The 16,312-nt window shown below is 46.6% G+C and carries 15 protein-coding genes; 6 read left to right on the forward strand and 9 right to left on the reverse strand.

The features are described 5' to 3' along the window. The first annotated feature begins 93 nt into the window (after nt 1–93). Both J4N45_RS27010 and J4N45_RS27015 read left to right on the forward strand, forming a co-directional pair. A complete protein-coding gene (locus J4N45_RS27010) occupies nt 94–1,965 on the forward strand; it encodes a LamG domain-containing protein (protein ID WP_252015916.1) in 1,872 nt (623 codons plus the stop codon). 151 nt (nt 1,966–2,116) lie between these two features. Beyond that, the gene (locus J4N45_RS27015; protein ID WP_252015918.1) at nt 2,117–3,073 is read left to right on the forward strand and encodes a polysaccharide lyase family protein; all 957 of its coding nucleotides are present in this window, start codon (nt 2,117–2,119) and stop codon (nt 3,071–3,073) included. A 171-nt stretch (nt 3,074–3,244) separates the two neighbouring features. Here the strand turns inward: J4N45_RS27015 and J4N45_RS27020 are convergent, their stop codons facing one another. From J4N45_RS27020 to J4N45_RS27050, 7 genes are all read right to left on the reverse strand, one after another. Beyond that, nucleotides 3,245–3,907 carry an HAD family hydrolase gene (locus tag J4N45_RS27020; RefSeq protein WP_252015920.1) on the reverse strand — a complete coding sequence of 221 codons (663 nt, stop codon included), beginning with the start codon at nt 3,905–3,907 and terminating at the stop codon, nt 3,245–3,247. 1 nt (nt 3,908) lies between these two features. After that, nucleotides 3,909–4,928, reverse strand: a complete 1,020-nt coding sequence (locus tag J4N45_RS27025; protein WP_252015922.1) for an ABC transporter ATP-binding protein — start codon at nt 4,926–4,928, stop codon at nt 3,909–3,911. Continuing rightward, a complete protein-coding gene (locus J4N45_RS27030) occupies nt 4,925–5,665 on the reverse strand; it encodes an ABC transporter permease (RefSeq protein WP_503058245.1) in 741 nt (246 codons plus the stop codon). The genes J4N45_RS27025 and J4N45_RS27030 overlap by 4 nt, the downstream gene beginning before the upstream one ends. A gap of 82 nt (nt 5,666–5,747) precedes the next feature. Then, nucleotides 5,748–6,641, reverse strand: coding sequence for an ABC transporter permease (locus tag J4N45_RS27035; RefSeq protein WP_252015925.1), 894 nt, complete (start codon nt 6,639–6,641; stop codon nt 5,748–5,750). Continuing rightward, on the reverse strand, nt 6,638–7,444 hold the full coding sequence (locus J4N45_RS27040) for an alkaline phosphatase family protein (RefSeq protein ID WP_252015927.1): 807 nt from the start codon (nt 7,442–7,444) through the stop codon (nt 6,638–6,640). The genes J4N45_RS27035 and J4N45_RS27040 overlap by 4 nt, the downstream gene beginning before the upstream one ends. A 26-nt stretch (nt 7,445–7,470) precedes the next feature. Continuing rightward, the gene (locus J4N45_RS27045; RefSeq protein ID WP_252015929.1) at nt 7,471–8,544 is read right to left on the reverse strand and encodes an ABC transporter substrate-binding protein; all 1,074 of its coding nucleotides are present in this window, start codon (nt 8,542–8,544) and stop codon (nt 7,471–7,473) included. 227 nt (nt 8,545–8,771) lie between these two features. Beyond that, the gene (locus J4N45_RS27050) at nt 8,772–9,197 is read right to left on the reverse strand and encodes a septal ring lytic transglycosylase RlpA family protein (RefSeq protein WP_252015931.1); all 426 of its coding nucleotides are present in this window, start codon (nt 9,195–9,197) and stop codon (nt 8,772–8,774) included. A 212-nt stretch (nt 9,198–9,409) separates the two neighbouring features. On the opposite strand from J4N45_RS27050, the gene J4N45_RS27055 reads away from it, so the two are divergent. Then, nucleotides 9,410–10,123, forward strand: coding sequence for a UTRA domain-containing protein (locus J4N45_RS27055; protein WP_252015933.1), 714 nt, complete (start codon nt 9,410–9,412; stop codon nt 10,121–10,123). 16 nt (nt 10,124–10,139) lie between these two features. Here the strand turns inward: J4N45_RS27055 and J4N45_RS27060 are convergent, their stop codons facing one another. Together J4N45_RS27060 and pdxH are read right to left on the reverse strand one after the other, a co-directional pair. Then, nucleotides 10,140–10,955, reverse strand: coding sequence for an AraC family transcriptional regulator (locus J4N45_RS27060; RefSeq protein ID WP_252015935.1), 816 nt, complete (start codon nt 10,953–10,955; stop codon nt 10,140–10,142). A gap of 317 nt (nt 10,956–11,272) precedes the next feature. Then, a complete protein-coding gene (pdxH, locus tag J4N45_RS27065; protein WP_042475029.1) occupies nt 11,273–11,911 on the reverse strand; it encodes a pyridoxamine 5'-phosphate oxidase in 639 nt (212 codons plus the stop codon). Between the two features lie 357 nt (nt 11,912–12,268). On the opposite strand from pdxH, the gene J4N45_RS27070 reads away from it, so the two are divergent. The 3 genes from J4N45_RS27070 to J4N45_RS27080 all read left to right on the forward strand — a co-directional run bounded on the left by J4N45_RS27070 (nt 12,269) and on the right by J4N45_RS27080 (nt 16,298). After that, nucleotides 12,269–13,660, forward strand: a complete 1,392-nt coding sequence (locus J4N45_RS27070; RefSeq protein WP_252015937.1) for an HlyD family type I secretion periplasmic adaptor subunit — start codon at nt 12,269–12,271, stop codon at nt 13,658–13,660. 64 nt (nt 13,661–13,724) lie between these two features. Beyond that, nucleotides 13,725–14,381 carry a transglutaminase-like cysteine peptidase gene (locus tag J4N45_RS27075; RefSeq protein ID WP_252017262.1) on the forward strand — a complete coding sequence of 219 codons (657 nt, stop codon included), beginning with the start codon at nt 13,725–13,727 and terminating at the stop codon, nt 14,379–14,381. A 6-nt stretch (nt 14,382–14,387) separates the two neighbouring features. Further along, nucleotides 14,388–16,298 carry a bifunctional diguanylate cyclase/phosphodiesterase gene (locus J4N45_RS27080; RefSeq protein ID WP_252015938.1) on the forward strand — a complete coding sequence of 637 codons (1,911 nt, stop codon included), beginning with the start codon at nt 14,388–14,390 and terminating at the stop codon, nt 16,296–16,298. Nucleotides 16,299–16,312 lie beyond the last annotated feature (14 nt).

Consider the following 16,312-nt stretch of genomic DNA (forward strand, 5'->3'; position numbering starts at 1 on the left):
TCAAGCTACATATTCTTACAACTAGCAACACTTCGTTTAATCATACAATATTATTGCATACTAACACCAAGGAACGTGAAAGAGAGCGATATTATGCGAGTATCTAAAGTAGCAGCAGCGGTAGCCATCTCAACCGGACTTCTCATGGGTTGTAATGGTCCAGAAGTTATTGATGAAAGTAATGGCGGTGGTAATAGTGGTGGTGGCACTACTCCATCCTCTGAACTTACGGACAAACTCTGGGAAATTGGAAATGATGGTGTGACTGCACAGTCTGGCGGTGTAGATCTCCCAAACGTTTATATTTTTAGCGGCTCCAAGCAGAAATACTATCACGACGATAACATTCCGGGAGTTTACGAGATAGTAACTGATAATTTTGATGAAGATACTGAAGCAGAAACAATTACATTCAAGTACTACGGTGGAAGCGCCATCGGTGAAACATATACAGACGTACCGTATGAGCTAGAAAATGGTGCTTTGAAAATCCTTGTCGATGAAGGAAATATAGTCCTGTCTGGTCAAAATCAGTCAGATGACACTAGCGTAAAAGCTGCAGTTGCAACGGCTAACGCTGAGTATGGTGTCAACCAATTTGTTGTTGTACAAGATACTAAAGGCGGTACCGATGGTGATACCGGAGAACTGCGCCTACAACTCTCTGCAATCGAGACGGGCAAACTAACGTTAGATGTGATTTATCAGGTGGATGAGGACTCTTCACAAGAAGCAAACTCTGATGGTAACAATGCCTACATCTCGATTTACACAAGCAGTGCCTCAAAATCAAGCCTATTCGGTGAAATCATTTTAGGTCCTGGCGAGAGCAACGAAGCTCCTGGCGAAATCCGCTTTAGAACCTCAGGCGGCGACATAAGCGAAGAAATTCTAGGTACATTTACCAAAGGAGAAGCACTCTCGATTGAAGTACCGTGGGACGCACTACAAGAAACTCCAGAGTTTGAGTTCATGATCAATGATGTATCTTATGCGGGACAAGTGACTAAGAAGGAAGCCGTCAATTATATAGCAGTGCGATTAGGTGACAATGGCAATACTACTCACTATGAAGTTGTAGCCGATAACATCGTTGTATACAACAACGAAGAAGAAACGTTTGAGGATGACTTCGAGAGCTATATCCCGGGTACGGTTTTAAATTCAGTATCAGACCCATACCACTCCAACAGTTCAGAAGCAACTGTTGTTAGTACTGAAGGTGATAATGGCGAACCTGAGCCAGGCGACTTCCCAGAAGCCGTTCACGAGTACAAATTCGATAACGGTGACTTTACCAGTGATAGTGGTTCTGATGGAACCAGTGTGAAGTGGACAGGTAGTGCCGATCTCAGCACCACCACAGGTGCATTGGGCGACGATTCCACTGCTGCTAGTATCATCCAGGATCAAGCAACGGAAAGCTATGGATATGCTTATTACACATCGGATGCAAACTCTGGAGCTGACCAAATTGAAGGTTCATTCACACTTGAAACCGTCATAAAGAGAAACAGAGCCAATGATATTGATGTAGCACTCGTAGATTGGGCAGATACAAGCAACTATCTGGGTTATAAACTCTATATTGAAGGCGATAGCTCAAGCACTAAAGATATGCTGAAGTTCAAGGTATACGGCGGTAAAGTCGATGGAAGCAATCTATCAACAGAGGCAGTTTCAGATGTAGCGATTGCAGATGATACTTGGTACCACATTACAGCTGTATATGATGAAACTACAAGCCTCGCTAATGTGTATCTAAATGGTATTGAAGTAGCAAGCAAAACTGTTAGTTGGGAGCTAGCAAAAAACGCCGGTGACAAGTTTATTCTTTTAGGCGGAGCTAGCAGTTCAGACAAAAACTTTGACGGTTCGGCAGATAATATCGCTCTTTGGAACGTTGCACTAACGCCAGAGCAAATTGTCGAGCGTGCCACTAAGTTTGGTCTTAACGATAACTAATAACATAACCTACCCCGCAAGCTTAGTGTCTTTCGCTAAGCTTGCTCACTCTCAATTTCACAGACTCCACACCAACATTGTAAGTAATAAGCAAAGCTGCTTTTGGGGACACGTGTAGGGTGTCCCGTTTTTTTGTTTTAGGACGTTACCTATGATGCATCAAGCTCGAAAGCTCGCACTTTCCACCCTTATCCCACTTATTCTGACCGCTTGTGGCGGCACTAACTCAGGCAGTTCCGGCATTCCCAATACACCCGATATCGATGATTCAGGAAATTACTATGTATTGAGTAGCGCTTCGCTCGTATCGGATGGTCCAGCCAATATGGATACCTACGATTTGATCGAAAGTGTTCTCGGAGCAGGCTCTATTGAAGCGCCAGACCTCTATGGCGAGCATAACCATAGCGGGGTAAAACACATTACAGAGGACAGTGATAACCAAGTTGGCGACTATTTTCGTTTTACCATTCATCGTGACTTAGATGGTGATCGAGACACAGGTAAAACCGATCGCCAACGCAACGAAATCAAAGTATACGACAAGTCTGAAGACTCACTCAAAGGCTTCATGGACAAGACATTTGAGTACCGCTGGAAGTTTCGAATCGACGAAGATTTCGCTGTCACCAGCCACTTTACCCACCTATTTCAGCTAAAGGCGGTCTCTGACTTTGGCGACCCTGTCAGCCAACCCTTAGTCACCATTACCGGTAATACCAAAAGTGGAGTCAGTGGATTGGAGGTACGTCATGTCGATAGCCAAGATGCTAAGACCATGCTGCTTCATACCTCACAGTTAGGCATTGATTGGGCAACTCAGATACAAGGGCAGTGGCTAGAGGTCTTTGTACGCGCAAAGTTCAGCGAACAAGGCTCACTGGAATTGTCAGTGACACCACTTGGGTCTGAAACACCGTTGTTTACTGTCAATGAACAAAATATCGAACTTTGGCGCTCTGGCAGCAATGGTAGTACCGACAACTTTGTACGACCGAAATGGGGTATCTATCGCTCTCTTAACGACAAAGCGGGTCTGAATGCCGGCGAAGATGAAGTCTGGTTTGCAGACTTTGAAATAAAAGAAGTTCAAAAGATAGAGCAATAATCCCCAAAAATACCGTCATCCCCTTGAAAAAGGGGATCTCTCTCAGCGTGTTGCAAACGTAAATTAGTCACTACTTTTCAGTTAGCTACGCGCTTTGGGAGATCTTCACTTTCGTGAAGATGACGAGTGTTTTTTAAGATAGTCCAATTTGATTAGCTGGGTATAAATTGATTACAAAGACCAATCAAGCTGCTGCCAGTCCCTCTTATCACCAAGCGCTTTGAGCAGAGGACACGGGTTCACTAAGTAAGCGTAGTCAGCAAACTCACACAGCGGTCGGTCATTGATAGAGTCGGTATAGAAGTGGATTTCCGAGTACTGCGTCGTGCTCTCTATCAACCATTGCTCCAGCCTAGCGACCTTACCTTCTCGATAAGTCGGAATACCGTCGATTCGAGCAGTATAACAGCCGCCCTCTTCCACTAAATCGATCCCCATCCCCTCATCAATTCCAACACGTTTACCGATGGCCGACACCAAGAAACTCACAGATGCAGAGATAATTACCGTCTGAATATTGTCGCGCTTAAGTTGCTCAATCAAAGTGGCAGCTTGTGGAAACAACCGAGGCATAATTTTCTCATCAATACACTGCTCCACCAGCAAAGAGACTGTCTCTTTGGACACGCCAGACAGAGGTGACATGGAAAACTTTAAGTAGTCTTCCATATCCATATTACCTTGTGCATAGAGTGCCATTAGGCGTTTGTCTTCTTCCAAAAAATCAGGTGCTGTCGCTATCCCTTTTTCCACCAAGAATCGGTTCCACAGCATGGCACAATCGGCATCAAACAGCGTCTCGTCCATATCGAATACATAAAGGGGTTTAGACATTCTAAGCTCTCACAGGTTGAATTTCGTTTAGGTTAAACAGCAGCTCCAATTGACTGCCAACAGACAGCAAGCGCTCTGATGATCGATTCAGCAAGTCGACAGTAAGCTCACAATTATCCACGTCCACTTGATAGCGAATCACATTGCCAAGCAACTGGTGATTCTTAATGATCCCAGTTCGCGGTGCAGAAATATGCTCGCCATACTGGCGCCCTTGCTCGCGCACATAGATGGACTCTGGACGAATGGCGACTTTGCTGTTAACTTCCAGATCAAATAACGATTTCGCTTGCGCTGCCTCCACCAGATTGTAGTGACCCATAAAGCCTGCAACGAACTCGTTTACTGGATGGGTATAAATAGCCTCAGGCTCACCCTGTTGGACAATCTCGCCTTTGTTCATCAAGAAGATACGATCAGACATGATCATCGCCTCTTCTTGGTCATGGGTCACGAAGATAGTGGTCAGGTTTAGCTCTTTTTGAATGGTGCGGATCTGCTGACGCAGGTTCTTACGGATCTTGGCATCGAGTGCAGACAAAGGCTCATCCAAAAGCAAGATCCTTGGCTTCACCACCAAAGCTCTAGCAAGGGCAACACGCTGCCTTTGACCACCGGATAGTTGGTGCGGGTACTGTTTCTCTTTGCCCGTCAATTCCACCAGCTCAATCACCTTGGCAACCTCGCGCTCTATCTCTGTCTTTGCGAGCTTTTGCATCTTGAGGCCGAAGGCTATGTTTTCTGACACCGTCATATTCGGGAATAGAGCGTAGGATTGAAATACCATGCCAATGCCTCGCTGCTGAGGCGCTGCGTGAGTGATATCGACACCATCCACCAAAACCTGACCACCCTCTACCGGATTCAGTCCTGCGAGACTGCGCAGTAGCGTTGACTTGCCGCAGCCGCTAGGCCCGAGCAGAGTGATGAACTCGCCCTTTTCAATCGTGAAGTCAATGTCTTCGAAAACCGTGTTATTGCCGAATCGCTTGGTAAGTTGACTAACAGATACGTAGCTCATGATTTGCCCTTTTGTTGTTGACTGCTAAAACGGCTGGCAAGCCATGTCAGTAGGAAGATAAAGAAAAAGTAAGTCATTACTAACGCAGAGGTAAAGTGACCGCTGGTTTGACGCATGTTGTAGAGATAGATTTGTAGCGTTTCGTAACGTGTTCCCACCAAGATATTGGCGAACACAAACTCTCCCAATAGGAAAGAGAAAGACAAGAAGAGCGACGCCAACAAACCCTTCTTCAAGTTCGGAACGATGATCAAGAGGAACGCCTTGGTCGTGCTCGCGCCTAATAAGTGCGCTGCGTCCATCAAATCGTTCAAGTTAATCGCTTCGAAGCTGTTGGATATCGCACGGTACATAAACGGCAGCGCGATGGTGAAGTAGGTGCCAATTAAGATCCATGGTGTGCCAACCAAAGGCACCGCACTGTCAGCATAAATCTGTAATAGTCCCACCGAAGAGACCACAGGCGGCACTGCGAACGGCAGAAGAATAAGCACGTTCATCACTTTGTCGAGTTTTGGGAAGTAGTAAAACACCACAAATATCGCCGGTAGGATCAGCACCACACTCAGTGCTAAGGCAGCGAAGCAAACCAACAGCGAACGCCCAAATGCGGCAAGAAAACGTGAGTCGGTAAGCAGCTGAACATACCAATTAAAGGTAAAGCCGTCAGGTAATATGGTAGCTCCCCAACTTGATGACAGGGAGTACACTAAGGTCGCGATAATCGGAACCAGCATCAACCCAACGATTCCGTAAACAACGGTTTTATGATAGTAAGTACTAACATTACTTGTCAGCTTTTTACTAGCAAGAGATTTGCTATTTTGAAGCATGGTAACTCCTCGACAATAGCCACTGATTGATAACCGTAATAAAGGCGAGAATCGCCATCAGAATCACCGATATGGCGGCGGCCAGATTCGGCTCAAGGAACAAATCACCCGATACTAAGCTCGCGATGCGCACGGTAATCACGTTGTAGTTGCCCGTGGTCAGCGCGTAGACACTGGCGTATGCGCCCATCGCGTTAGCAATCAAGATAATGAAGGTACCGAGCAGCGCGGGAGACAGCACCGGTAGTGCAACCTGAGTCCAATACTGATGCGTTTTCGCACCAAGCAGCGCTGATGCGGACTGCCAATCATCTTGCAGCGCATCAAACGCGGGATATAACAGCAGCACACCTAACGGGATCTGGAAGTAAATGTAGATGACCAGAAGTCCCCACTTTCCATAGAGATTGAATCCCTCAATCAAACCATACTGCTTTAGGAGCAGAGTAACTGCACCGTTCACACCCAGAATGATGATGAAAGCGAACGCTAGAGGCACGCCGGCGAAGTTACTGCTCATGTTGGTAAAGGCTATCACGCCATCACGCAGCTTGCTGTCGACTCTGCGTAGTGATGACACCAGCAGCGCAGCAATGGCGAGACCAATCACACTCGACCATACCGACAGCCAAATACTGTTGCTAAAGGCTTGAATCATGAAGCTGGAGTCAAATACCTCTAGGTAATTATCCAGTGAAAACTCGCCATCGTATTGAAAGCTATTAAAAAACACCCAAACCATTGGGGCGAGCTGGAACAGATAGAAAAACAGCACAAAGGGCGCGAGCCACAGAACGGGTTTAAAACGATTCCATAGAGACGCGCCCTGACGAGACTGCGTATTGCCATTACTCGGCGTTGCGATTACTGAGCTACTCATAGCGCGATCATTTCCGGTGCATAAGGTTTACGATGCTCAAGCCCAAGAAGCTGACAACAGAGTCCGCAGAGCTCTGTTTGCTTCACGGTGGTTTCAGCATGGGTAAAGGTGTCACCAATGACAAACAGCGGGACTTCACGCTCTTCAGGCAAGATTCCGCCGTGCGAAAGATCGTCGTTCATGCCGTGATCACTGGTCACCATCACCTGATAACCTGCATCAACCCAAGTGCTGATGTAGTTCGATAGGTAGATATCCGCGGCGCGAGCGCTGTTTCGATATTGTCTCGAATCCAAGCCATGCTTGTGCCCCGCATCATCAATATTCATTGGATGGATTAAGAGAAAGTCTGGATTGAATTGCTGTCTGAGCGATTCCGCATCAAGGAACAACGCCTCATCAGGATAGTGATCCCAATGATAGAAACGACCGTGCTGAATGTTGAGTGATTCATCATCGGTAAAACGGTCACGCACTGCATCATACGGCGCTCGGTTGTAGAGCTCGCTCACCCAGTGATAAGCGGCCGCCGCTGTTACCTTGCCCTGTGATTTGGCGAGGCCAAAGATGGACTCTTGATTCGATAGGCGGACAATTTGATTATTAACAATGCCGCTTAAGACAGGTGGCACCCCAGTCAAAATACACTCATAGAGTGGTCTCGACATTGATGGAAGCTCACACTGAATTGGGTATAGGGTTGCTTTTTGCTGCTCGATTAAGCCGTTCAAGTAGCCCATGCAATCACGGGCTACTTGATAATTGAGACCATCGAGGACAACAAGAATGACCTTATTGCTCATACTTACCTCTTACTTAGGCTCTCAAATTACTGCTGATGAATAAGCACGTTTTCTTGCCACTGACGAGGCAGACGGCGCGCTGATTTTTCCCATGCTTTAAAGTCCGTCACAGGATGCACATTGCTGTATTGGTCGTTTGAAATCAGCTTTTCTTGAATCGATGCAGGCAGCTCAACATTGGAGCGGATTGGGCGAGCGTAGCCCTCTGCAAGGTTAATTTGACCACGGTCGCTAAAGATGTGCTCACGAGCCAGTTTCGCCGCGTTCGGGTTCTTCGCGTACTTATTGATGATGGTTGTATAACCAGAGATGACCGAGCCATCTTGTGGAATGTTAACGCTAAAGCGCGAACGGTCGATTTGGTCACGGTAGTTCAGCGCGTTAAAGTCCCAAAGGATAGCAACTTCGACTTCGCCTTTTTCTAGGTTCGCAATGCTTGGGTCTGTGAATGACAAACGTCCCTGCTTAGCAAGCTTTGAGAAGAACTCGATAGCTGGCTTTAGGTTAGATTCATCACCACCATTAGCAAATGCTGCTGCTAGCACAGCGTTGTTTGCCTGTGCTGCGACACCCACATCACCGACTGTGACCTTGTAGTCACCTTCCAGTACGTCTTGCCAAGAGGTTGGCGCATCTTTCACTAGATTATTGTTCGAGATAAACGCGATAGTACCGGTATACGCCAGCGCCCAGTGACCATCTTTGTCTTTCGCCCAATCGGGAATGTCATTCCAAGTTGTTGGTTTATAAGGTTGTGTCACGCCCTTTTGTACCGCTACGCGAGCAAAGGCGAAACCCACATCACCGATATCCGCCGTCGCATTTTTCTTTTCCGCTTCAAACTTAGCAATCTCTTGCGCCGAGCTCATATCAGTGTCTTGGTGCTTCAAGCCGTAAGTAGACTTAAGGTCATTCCAAGTATCTTTCCAGTTTGCCCAGCTACCAGGCATACCCACACTGTAAACCGCCCCTTCTTTTTTGGCAGCTTCAGCGAGTGCTTGAACGCTGTCGTCAGCCATAGCAGTCGAAGAGATCGCCGCAGCAATCAAAGTGGCAGTGCCAAGTTTTGCGATACTTGCACGGTTAAGCAAAGTTTTCATTGTCTCTATCCTTCTGGACTAGGTCAGTAAGTTCACTTTTTATGCTATTTCGCAAATGTGACAATTTAGGGCAGAGTTTTTGACGGTTTTGTGGAGGTTAAATGGCAGAAATGCGTCAGTTTGATGAAGGGATTGGTGAAGGCTAATTTGATTTTCTAGTCATCCCGCTGGCCGCACACGTTAGTAGGCCAGTGGAATGACTAATAATTATGGGGAGAGACGAAGATTTAGTGCTTGTACCTAAACGTATTACTGTCATCAATCACATCAATTTTTACCGGTAAAGTACCAGCATTGATGTTCCCAATCTGCTCAAACGACTTACGTGAAAGATCAATCACTCGCCCTTTCACAAACGGACCTCGGTCATTAATTTTCACATCGACGCTTTTGCCATTATTGGTATTCGTCACCCTAACAATGGTGCCGAAAGGAAGCGTTTTATGAGCCGCAGTATAGGCCCTCATGTTATAACGCTCACCACTTGCGGTGCGCTTGCCATGGTATTTACTTCCATACCATGATGCTTGGCCAACAAGCTCATGAGAACGGGCATAGCTGCTGGTTTTTGCATTGTCGACGGACGCGGTTGAAGAACAACCAGCTAGAACGGTGAGGACTAGAGCGATAAAAACGAGATTGAGTTTTTTCATGTTGTTTAAATATGAGGTTATTAATTTAGTCGGATTGAATTTTAATTATTGCTGATTTTGAGAAAAACTGGGTTTTGGCAACGTCATAGTTAGGAAAGATTTTATTAGTGAGCAGGTTACGATTAAAACCAGATGAGATTGAAGCCTTCATAAAACTGTTACCAAGCTGTCGTATCTTGTTCATCTATACGCTAATGGACTAGATCACAACAATGAAACCCCTCACCCAGCTCGCAAAAATCAAAACCACCATACGAGAGCAAATCTCCGGAGACATCATGCAGGCAGGACAGAAACTGCCTTCTGAGCGTGAGTTGAGTGAACTCTTCTCCACCACTCGAATTACCATTAAAGATGCCCTTACCTCACTTGAAACCGAAGGCTTGATCTATCGAGAAGAACGGCGTGGCTGGTATGTTTCACCGCAGCGTATTCGCTATAACCCATTGTCCCGTAGTCACTTTCATCAAATGATTCGCGAGCAAAACCGAATCGCAGAAACCAAGCTAGTGAACGTTAGAAGTGAGATGGCAAGTAGCGAATATGCCAACGCGCTGTCGGTTGACACCATTACACCGATTCATGTCATTGAGCGACTGAGATATATCGATGGGCGCGTGGTGCTGTTTGTTGAGAATTGCCTGATTGCTTCGCTGTTCCCCGAGATATTGGATGAGAACCTAACCTTATCACTCACCCAGTTTTATCAAGAAAAATACGGGTACGAGACAAAGCGCTCACACTTCGATGTGATTCCTACATCAGCACCCAGCCACGTCGCCAAAGCGCTCAACTTGGCAGAGGGGCAACCTGTACTTAAGATCTGCCGAGTGAACTACAAGCAAGATGGGGTACTGATGGATTGCGAGTTTGAGTACTGGCGTCCTGATGCCATGATGATCTGCATTGACAGCGAATCCCAATAATCAACGCGGTAGAAGGCTAAGTGAAGCGTTTACGATATTGAGATGGTGAGATACCTTGCAGCCTCGAAAAGGCATGTGTGAAGGTGCTTTGCCCGGAGAAGCCTGTCAGCTCAGCAATCTGTCCTAGGTTTAGGTGACCTTGCTCGATGTAGCGTTTCGCCGCATCGACACGCTTATTAAGCACGTACTGATGAGGGGTAATACCCAACTGCTCTTTGAACAGCATATGGAACTGACTCTCGCCAAGAAAGACACTTCCTGCTAACTGAGCGACAGAGATCTTATGAGCAAGATGCTGCTCGATGTAACGATCGATCTGTTCAAGGTCGAAGCGAGAGTCCCGCAGCGAGGTTTTTAACTCCGAGATATGGCGCTGCAGCAGAGCAACCACTGTATCGTTACATGCACGGCTCAGCAGCAGATCATCCGGACTGCTTTTCATCTCTGCCACCAGCATTTGAATCAGCTTTTGGATCTGAATATCAAGCTGGAAGTAGGTTTTACTTTGCGATAACTCATTGATTCGTTGAAGAAGAACCGGATCGTCATCACTCGGCAATGGCATATTCAACACTAGGATATCAGGCTGATCAATCACACCACCGAAAGCATGATCAAGGTTTGATGTCACCACGCAGCCTTGACCGGGCCCCACAAGGTTGCCGATTCCACCCACTTCGAACTCGGACTTTCCCTTTAGGCCGATGACCACTTGAGTATAGTGATGCTCGTGAGAGTCCATATGCGAAGGCAATCGTACGATTTCTGCAGGCTTAATGATTTTAGGTGCTGGGGAAGCATGATCAAGGATGTCATTGTTTCGTTTAACCATGTCTCCGACCGCCTTGTAAGTTGAATTTCGATCCGCGGAGTATACCTATTTACATCCAATTTGGAAAAACTAATCGCTCCAGCCCTTGTGCTTGCTCACTTTAACGTTGCGCGTTTGCAAAAGTAGTAAGCATGCAAAAAGGATCCTAACTTGATCAAGCTTCCGGAACGATGATCATGTTGAGACAAGTTACGGTGCTTGTAATTTGTACTAAATTCGCCGGAAGTTATAAAAAAAGCTGCGAAAACCGCAGCTTAGATAAATCTCGTTGCTCAAAAGCGAAAGCATTCCAAATGCAGTGCAGTCAGAAAAATGAGTTACGGCGCTAAACGTTCCGCTTCCCAGTGACCTGTTCCGTCCTTGCTGAACAGAAAACGATCATGCAGGCGGTGCTCACCACCTTGCCAGAACTCTATCGACTCTGGACGAATACGGTAGCCCCCCCAAAACGTCGGAACAGGGATCTCACCTTTTGCAAACTTCTGCTTAAGTTCTAAGAATTTACCTTCCAGCACGCCACGAGCCGAGATACGGCTACTTTGTTTACTGGCAATCGCAGCCAATTGGCTCTCTTTCGGACGAGAGGTAAAGTACTTCATATTTTCCATCGCCGTCAGCTTCTCAGCCACGCCAGTGATATGCACCTGACGCTCTAGGTTGTGCCAAGGGAAGTGCAGGCTCACTTTGTTATTGTGCTCTATTTGCTGAGCTTTGCGACTGCCAAGGTTGGTATAAAACACAAACCCATTTTCATCAACGTTCTTAAGCAGCACGATGCGTTGAAAAGGCATGCCGTTTTCGTCAACGGTTGCCACTGTCATTGCGGTAGGATCAGTCAGCTTGGCTTCCACTGCCTGCTCTAGCCATTTATTGAATTGGACAATAGGGTCATCCGCTAAGTCTTTACGACGCAAACCACCTTTCGAGTATTCGCGGCGAATATCTTCAATTCCCATAACAACTCCTCACTTTTTTGTGAATTCTGCGCTGATATGTGGCAGAAAACAACCCGAATTCCCCTTCTGGTCATCGATTTTTGAAATCCATCTCCTAGTTTGTAATGAAATGGTGATGGGTTTTCGCTGACCAGACATTATTTCGATAATTCATTACTTTATATTCACCCCGTCACTGCTAAACTTTTGGGTAATAGATGAAAAGGATGTCACCCTCAGCGACAGGTTACCTACTGAACTACGCCCAATAATGCAGTATGGATCGACTCTTTCGTTAAGAAGAGGTTACAGATAGACAGTGTTAGTAATAGAATCAAAACATTAGTCGCATCCTAAACAGACCATTTCGGATGAAATATGGACAAGAAAGAATACAAAAAGGTGTCGGACGCCGAACTGGATTATATCGACGACAAAACCGCTGCTTTGCTGCTCAATACGCCCACCAGCGCCAGAATCATGCTCTGGGTCATGTTGCTATTTTTTGTTTGTGCAGTGGCCTGGGCTGCATGGGCAGAGATCGATAAGGTTACCGTTGGCCAAGGCAAAGTCATCCCTTCCTCTCAAGTTCAGGTTATTCAAAACCTCGAAGGTGGCTTGGTGAAAGAGATTCTGATCCGTGAGGGCGACATCGTTACCCAAGGACAGCAACTGCTACTTATCGATGATACGCGATTCCGCTCAGACTTTCGTGAGCGCGAACAGCAAGTACTCAATCTAACGGCAAGCGTTTTGCAACTCTCCGCTTCGCTAACCAGTGTGATTATAGATGAGTCAAAGTCAGGAAGTGACTGGCGACAATCTGTCACTCTCGATACCACTAAGCTTGCCTACCCTCCTACGTTCGAAGAAAACAACAAGAGTTTGGTTTCTCGCCAAAGAGCGGAATACCGACAGGATCTCAATGAGCTTCGAAACGAACTATCAGTGATTGATCAACAGGTAAGACAAAAACAGCAAGATCTCGTTGAGATGCAAGCCCGAGTTCGCAACCTAAGAAACGGTTACAACCTCGCTCGCGACGAGCTAAACATCACTAAGCCTCTAGCCGATGAAGGTGTCGTTCCAAAAGTTGAACTGCTTAAGCTACAACGACAAGTCAACGACACAAGACGAGAACTCACTTCTACGGAGCTTAAATTGCCGGCTCTACGCTCTGCCATCGAGGAAGCGAAACTGAGCCGTATCGACATCGCACAAAAATTCCGCTCAGAGCAACAAGAAAAACTCAATGAAGCACAAGACCGCCTTTCTTCTATGACAGAGTCAGCGGTAGGCCTTGAAGACAGAGTGAACCGAACGGTCGTGGTTTCTCCAGTAAATGGAACGGTGAAAACACTCAACGTCAATACGGTAGGCGGCGTAATCCAGCCGGGGATGGATATTGTTGAAATTGTTCCGACTGAAGACACCCTGCTGGTTGAAGCAAAAATTGCCCCACAAGACATCGCGTTTTTACGCCCAGATTTACACGCTATCGTGAAGTTCAGTGCCTACGATTTTACAAAGTACGGCGGCTTGGACGGAACGCTTGAACATATCAGCGCGGATACAACACAAGACGAAGAAGGTAATAGCTTCTATATCGTCCGAGTAAGAACAGACAAGACCAATTTTGGTCACGATGAAACCTTGCCAATTATTCCTGGCATGACCGCATCGGTGGACATTATTACCGGTAAACGCACGGTGCTGGATTACCTGCTTAAACCGATACTAAGCGCACAAAATAACGCTCTTAGAGAGTAAAAGGGACTGAGTGATAAAGAGTGAGCGCACGGAGCGTCTGCGCGCCAGAATAAAGTTTGCATTAATAGGCTGTGCCGCTGCGATAGCAATATCACTAGCGGGAACAAGTGACGCCTATACCAAACAAGAGCAGCGTTGGATTAGCACGGTAACCAAGACTTACGGAGATAGAGCTGGGAAACGAGTCCAGACCTGGCGATCTGTGCTTGCTGGTTTACAGGGTAAATCTGAGAAGCAACAACTGATTGGCGTGAACGAATTCTTCAATCAGCTCAACTTTGTCGACGATATTCGCTTGTGGGGGAAAAAGGACTACTGGGCAACCCCGTTAGAGTTTCTAGGAAGCAATGCGGGCGACTGCGAAGATTTCACAATCGCTAAATATTTCTCGCTGCTAGAGCTTGGGATCTCAGATCAAAAACTCCGTCTAGTGTACGTCAAGGCGATAGAACTGAACCAGTTCCACATGGTTCTCGCTTACTACGAAACCCCTCGTTCTCAACCGCTGATCTTGGACAACCTAATCGGCGAAATAAAGCCCGCGTCTAAACGCGGCGATCTATTACCGATTTACAGCTTTAATGGTCGCAACCTATGGACCATGAAAACTACCCAAGGCAAGTTAGCCGGAAAGTCGTCGAGACTTAAATTATGGAATGATTTGCGCAGTCGCGAGCGCTCATTAACGTTACGGAAACCAAAGGTAAATTACGACGAGTAAATAATTATGACACTATACAGACAGCTAGTGGTCGGCATGATAGCAGTATTTGTGCTGCTGTTAACGTCGGTGTTTATCATCGAATTCAACACAACAAGAAACTTCCTAGAGCAGCAGCAACGCTCTGAGGTAAACAACACCATCAACACGGTGGGGCTTGCCTTAGCGCCGTATCTGAAATCTCAGGATAGTGTCGCTGTTGAATCGGTAATTAACGCGCTTTTTGACGGCAGTACCTACTCAACGGTACGCTTGGTTTTTCTCGAAACCAATGAGGAAATCGTCCGTAGTTACCCGATCAAGCCAAACGATGTCCCAGAGTGGTTTACCAACCTTTCCTTGTTCTCACCAATCAACGACTCTCGAGTCGTGACCAGTGGCTGGCTGCAACTGGCCGAAGTTGAAATCATCAGTCATCCTGGCGAAGCTTACTCACAGCTTTGGTCTGCCTTTGAGAGGTTATCTGCTGCCTTCTTAGGCATCTTCGCTCTTGGCCTGCTCTCCATTTCGTTTATTCTGCGCCGCGCTCTTAACCCTCTGCGTGCCATCGTGCAAAAAATGGAACAGGTTGCCAATCGCCAGTTTGGTGAGCCGCTATTAAGACCCAAAACCAAAGATCTGATTGCTGTTGTTGATGGCATCAACAGCATGTCTGCACACGTTGAAGAGTCCTTTAAACAACAAGCAAAAGAAGCGCAGAAGCTTCGCGAGCGCGCCTACATGGATCCTGTTTCTCATTTAGGTAACCGTGCATTCTTCATGGGGCAACTCAACCAGTGGCTGTCTGAATCTTCACTGGGCGGTGTCGCGATTCTCCATGCAGAGTTTATTAAACACACCTACAAATCCGATGGATACGAAGCGGGTGACGGTCTAGTCCGTGAACTGGCGGACTTGCTGTCGATGACCATTAACCTGCCGAATACCGTCATTGCGCGAATCTCGACGGATGAGTTTGGTTTCGTGTTCCCTAACATCGATGAAAATGAATTAAAATTTGCTGCCAATAGCATTATTACCTGTATTCAAGACCTCAACGCCGATCCAACAGGTCTTAGTAAAGCCAAAGCATCGCTGGGTGTGGTGTTTAATGAAGAGCGTAAGAATTCCACACAAATGCTGTCGGTGTTGGATAATGCGCTAACCAAAGCGAAATCTAACCCAGAGATCGACTACGGCTACATCTCAAGCGAGCACACGGGCGTCATCATGGGTAAACAGCAGTGGCGCGCCTTGGTGGAAGAAGCAATCAACAATGACGAAGTCACCTTCCGATTCCAGTCAGCCAACAGCAGTTTTGGAGAGACCTATCACCGAGAAGTCTTCTCTGCGATTGAGAAAGATGGCGAGCGCTATACCGCTAACCAATACCTGCTAGCACTAGAGCAGCTTGATGCTAGCCATATCTTTGATGAGCACGTGATTATCTCGGTTATCCGCAAACTAGAACGCCAAGAAATGGCAGATGCTATCGCTATTAACATCACACCGACCAGTATTGCTCAACCAAGCTTTATTCGTTGGATCTCACAAGAGCTGGCTAAACACCCTAGCATCTGTGAGAAACTGCATTTTGAGATCCCAGAGACCTGCTTTATCAGTAATCCGCACCACACCGCGCTTTTCTGTAATGCTGTCCGCGGCGCTGGCGCCATGTTTGGTGTTGATAACTATGGTCGAAACTTCCAATCATTGGAGTATTTGAATGAGTTTAGACCTGACTATGTGAAACTCGATTATCTGTACACTCACCAACTTGATGATGAAAAACAGAAATTTACGCTCACCTCTATCTCTAGAACTGCCCATAACTTAGGCATTAAAACGATCGCCTCGCGAGTGGAAACACAAACGCAGCTGGACTTCTTGTCTGAGCACTTTGTGGATGTATTCCAAGGCTTCATTGTGGACAAATAACAGAGGCAGATTCC

It is taken from the genome of Vibrio sp. SCSIO 43140 (assembly GCF_023716585.1).
Taxonomy (GTDB): domain Bacteria; phylum Pseudomonadota; class Gammaproteobacteria; order Enterobacterales; family Vibrionaceae; genus Vibrio; species Vibrio maritimus_B.

Excerpts from the sequence above, each read along its gene's own strand:
- J4N45_RS27025 (WP_252015922.1), bottom strand. The coding sequence starts at position 4,928 with ATGAGCTACGTATCTGTTAGTCAACTTACCAAGCGATTCGGCAATAAC.
- J4N45_RS27040 (WP_252015927.1), bottom strand. The coding sequence starts at position 7,444 with ATGAGCAATAAGGTCATTCTTGTTGTCCTCGATGGTCTCAATTATCAA.
- J4N45_RS27030 (WP_503058245.1), bottom strand. The coding sequence starts at position 5,665 with ATGCTGGTTCCGATTATCGCGACCTTAGTGTACTCCCTGTCATCAAGT.
- J4N45_RS27015 (WP_252015918.1), top strand. The coding sequence starts at position 2,117 with ATGATGCATCAAGCTCGAAAGCTCGCACTTTCCACCCTTATCCCACTT.
- J4N45_RS27035 (WP_252015925.1), bottom strand. The coding sequence starts at position 6,641 with ATGAGTAGCTCAGTAATCGCAACGCCGAGTAATGGCAATACGCAGTCT.
- J4N45_RS27045 (WP_252015929.1), bottom strand. The coding sequence starts at position 8,544 with ATGAAAACTTTGCTTAACCGTGCAAGTATCGCAAAACTTGGCACTGCC.
- J4N45_RS27070 (WP_252015937.1), top strand. The coding sequence starts at position 12,269 with ATGGACAAGAAAGAATACAAAAAGGTGTCGGACGCCGAACTGGATTAT.
- pdxH (WP_042475029.1), bottom strand. The coding sequence starts at position 11,911 with ATGGGAATTGAAGATATTCGCCGCGAATACTCGAAAGGTGGTTTGCGT.
- J4N45_RS27050 (WP_252015931.1), bottom strand. The coding sequence starts at position 9,197 with ATGAAAAAACTCAATCTCGTTTTTATCGCTCTAGTCCTCACCGTTCTA.
- J4N45_RS27080 (WP_252015938.1), top strand. The coding sequence starts at position 14,388 with ATGACACTATACAGACAGCTAGTGGTCGGCATGATAGCAGTATTTGTG.
- J4N45_RS27055 (WP_252015933.1), top strand. The coding sequence starts at position 9,410 with ATGAAACCCCTCACCCAGCTCGCAAAAATCAAAACCACCATACGAGAG.
- J4N45_RS27010 (WP_252015916.1), top strand. The coding sequence starts at position 94 with ATGCGAGTATCTAAAGTAGCAGCAGCGGTAGCCATCTCAACCGGACTT.
- J4N45_RS27020 (WP_252015920.1), bottom strand. The coding sequence starts at position 3,907 with ATGTCTAAACCCCTTTATGTATTCGATATGGACGAGACGCTGTTTGAT.
- J4N45_RS27060 (WP_252015935.1), bottom strand. The coding sequence starts at position 10,955 with ATGGTTAAACGAAACAATGACATCCTTGATCATGCTTCCCCAGCACCT.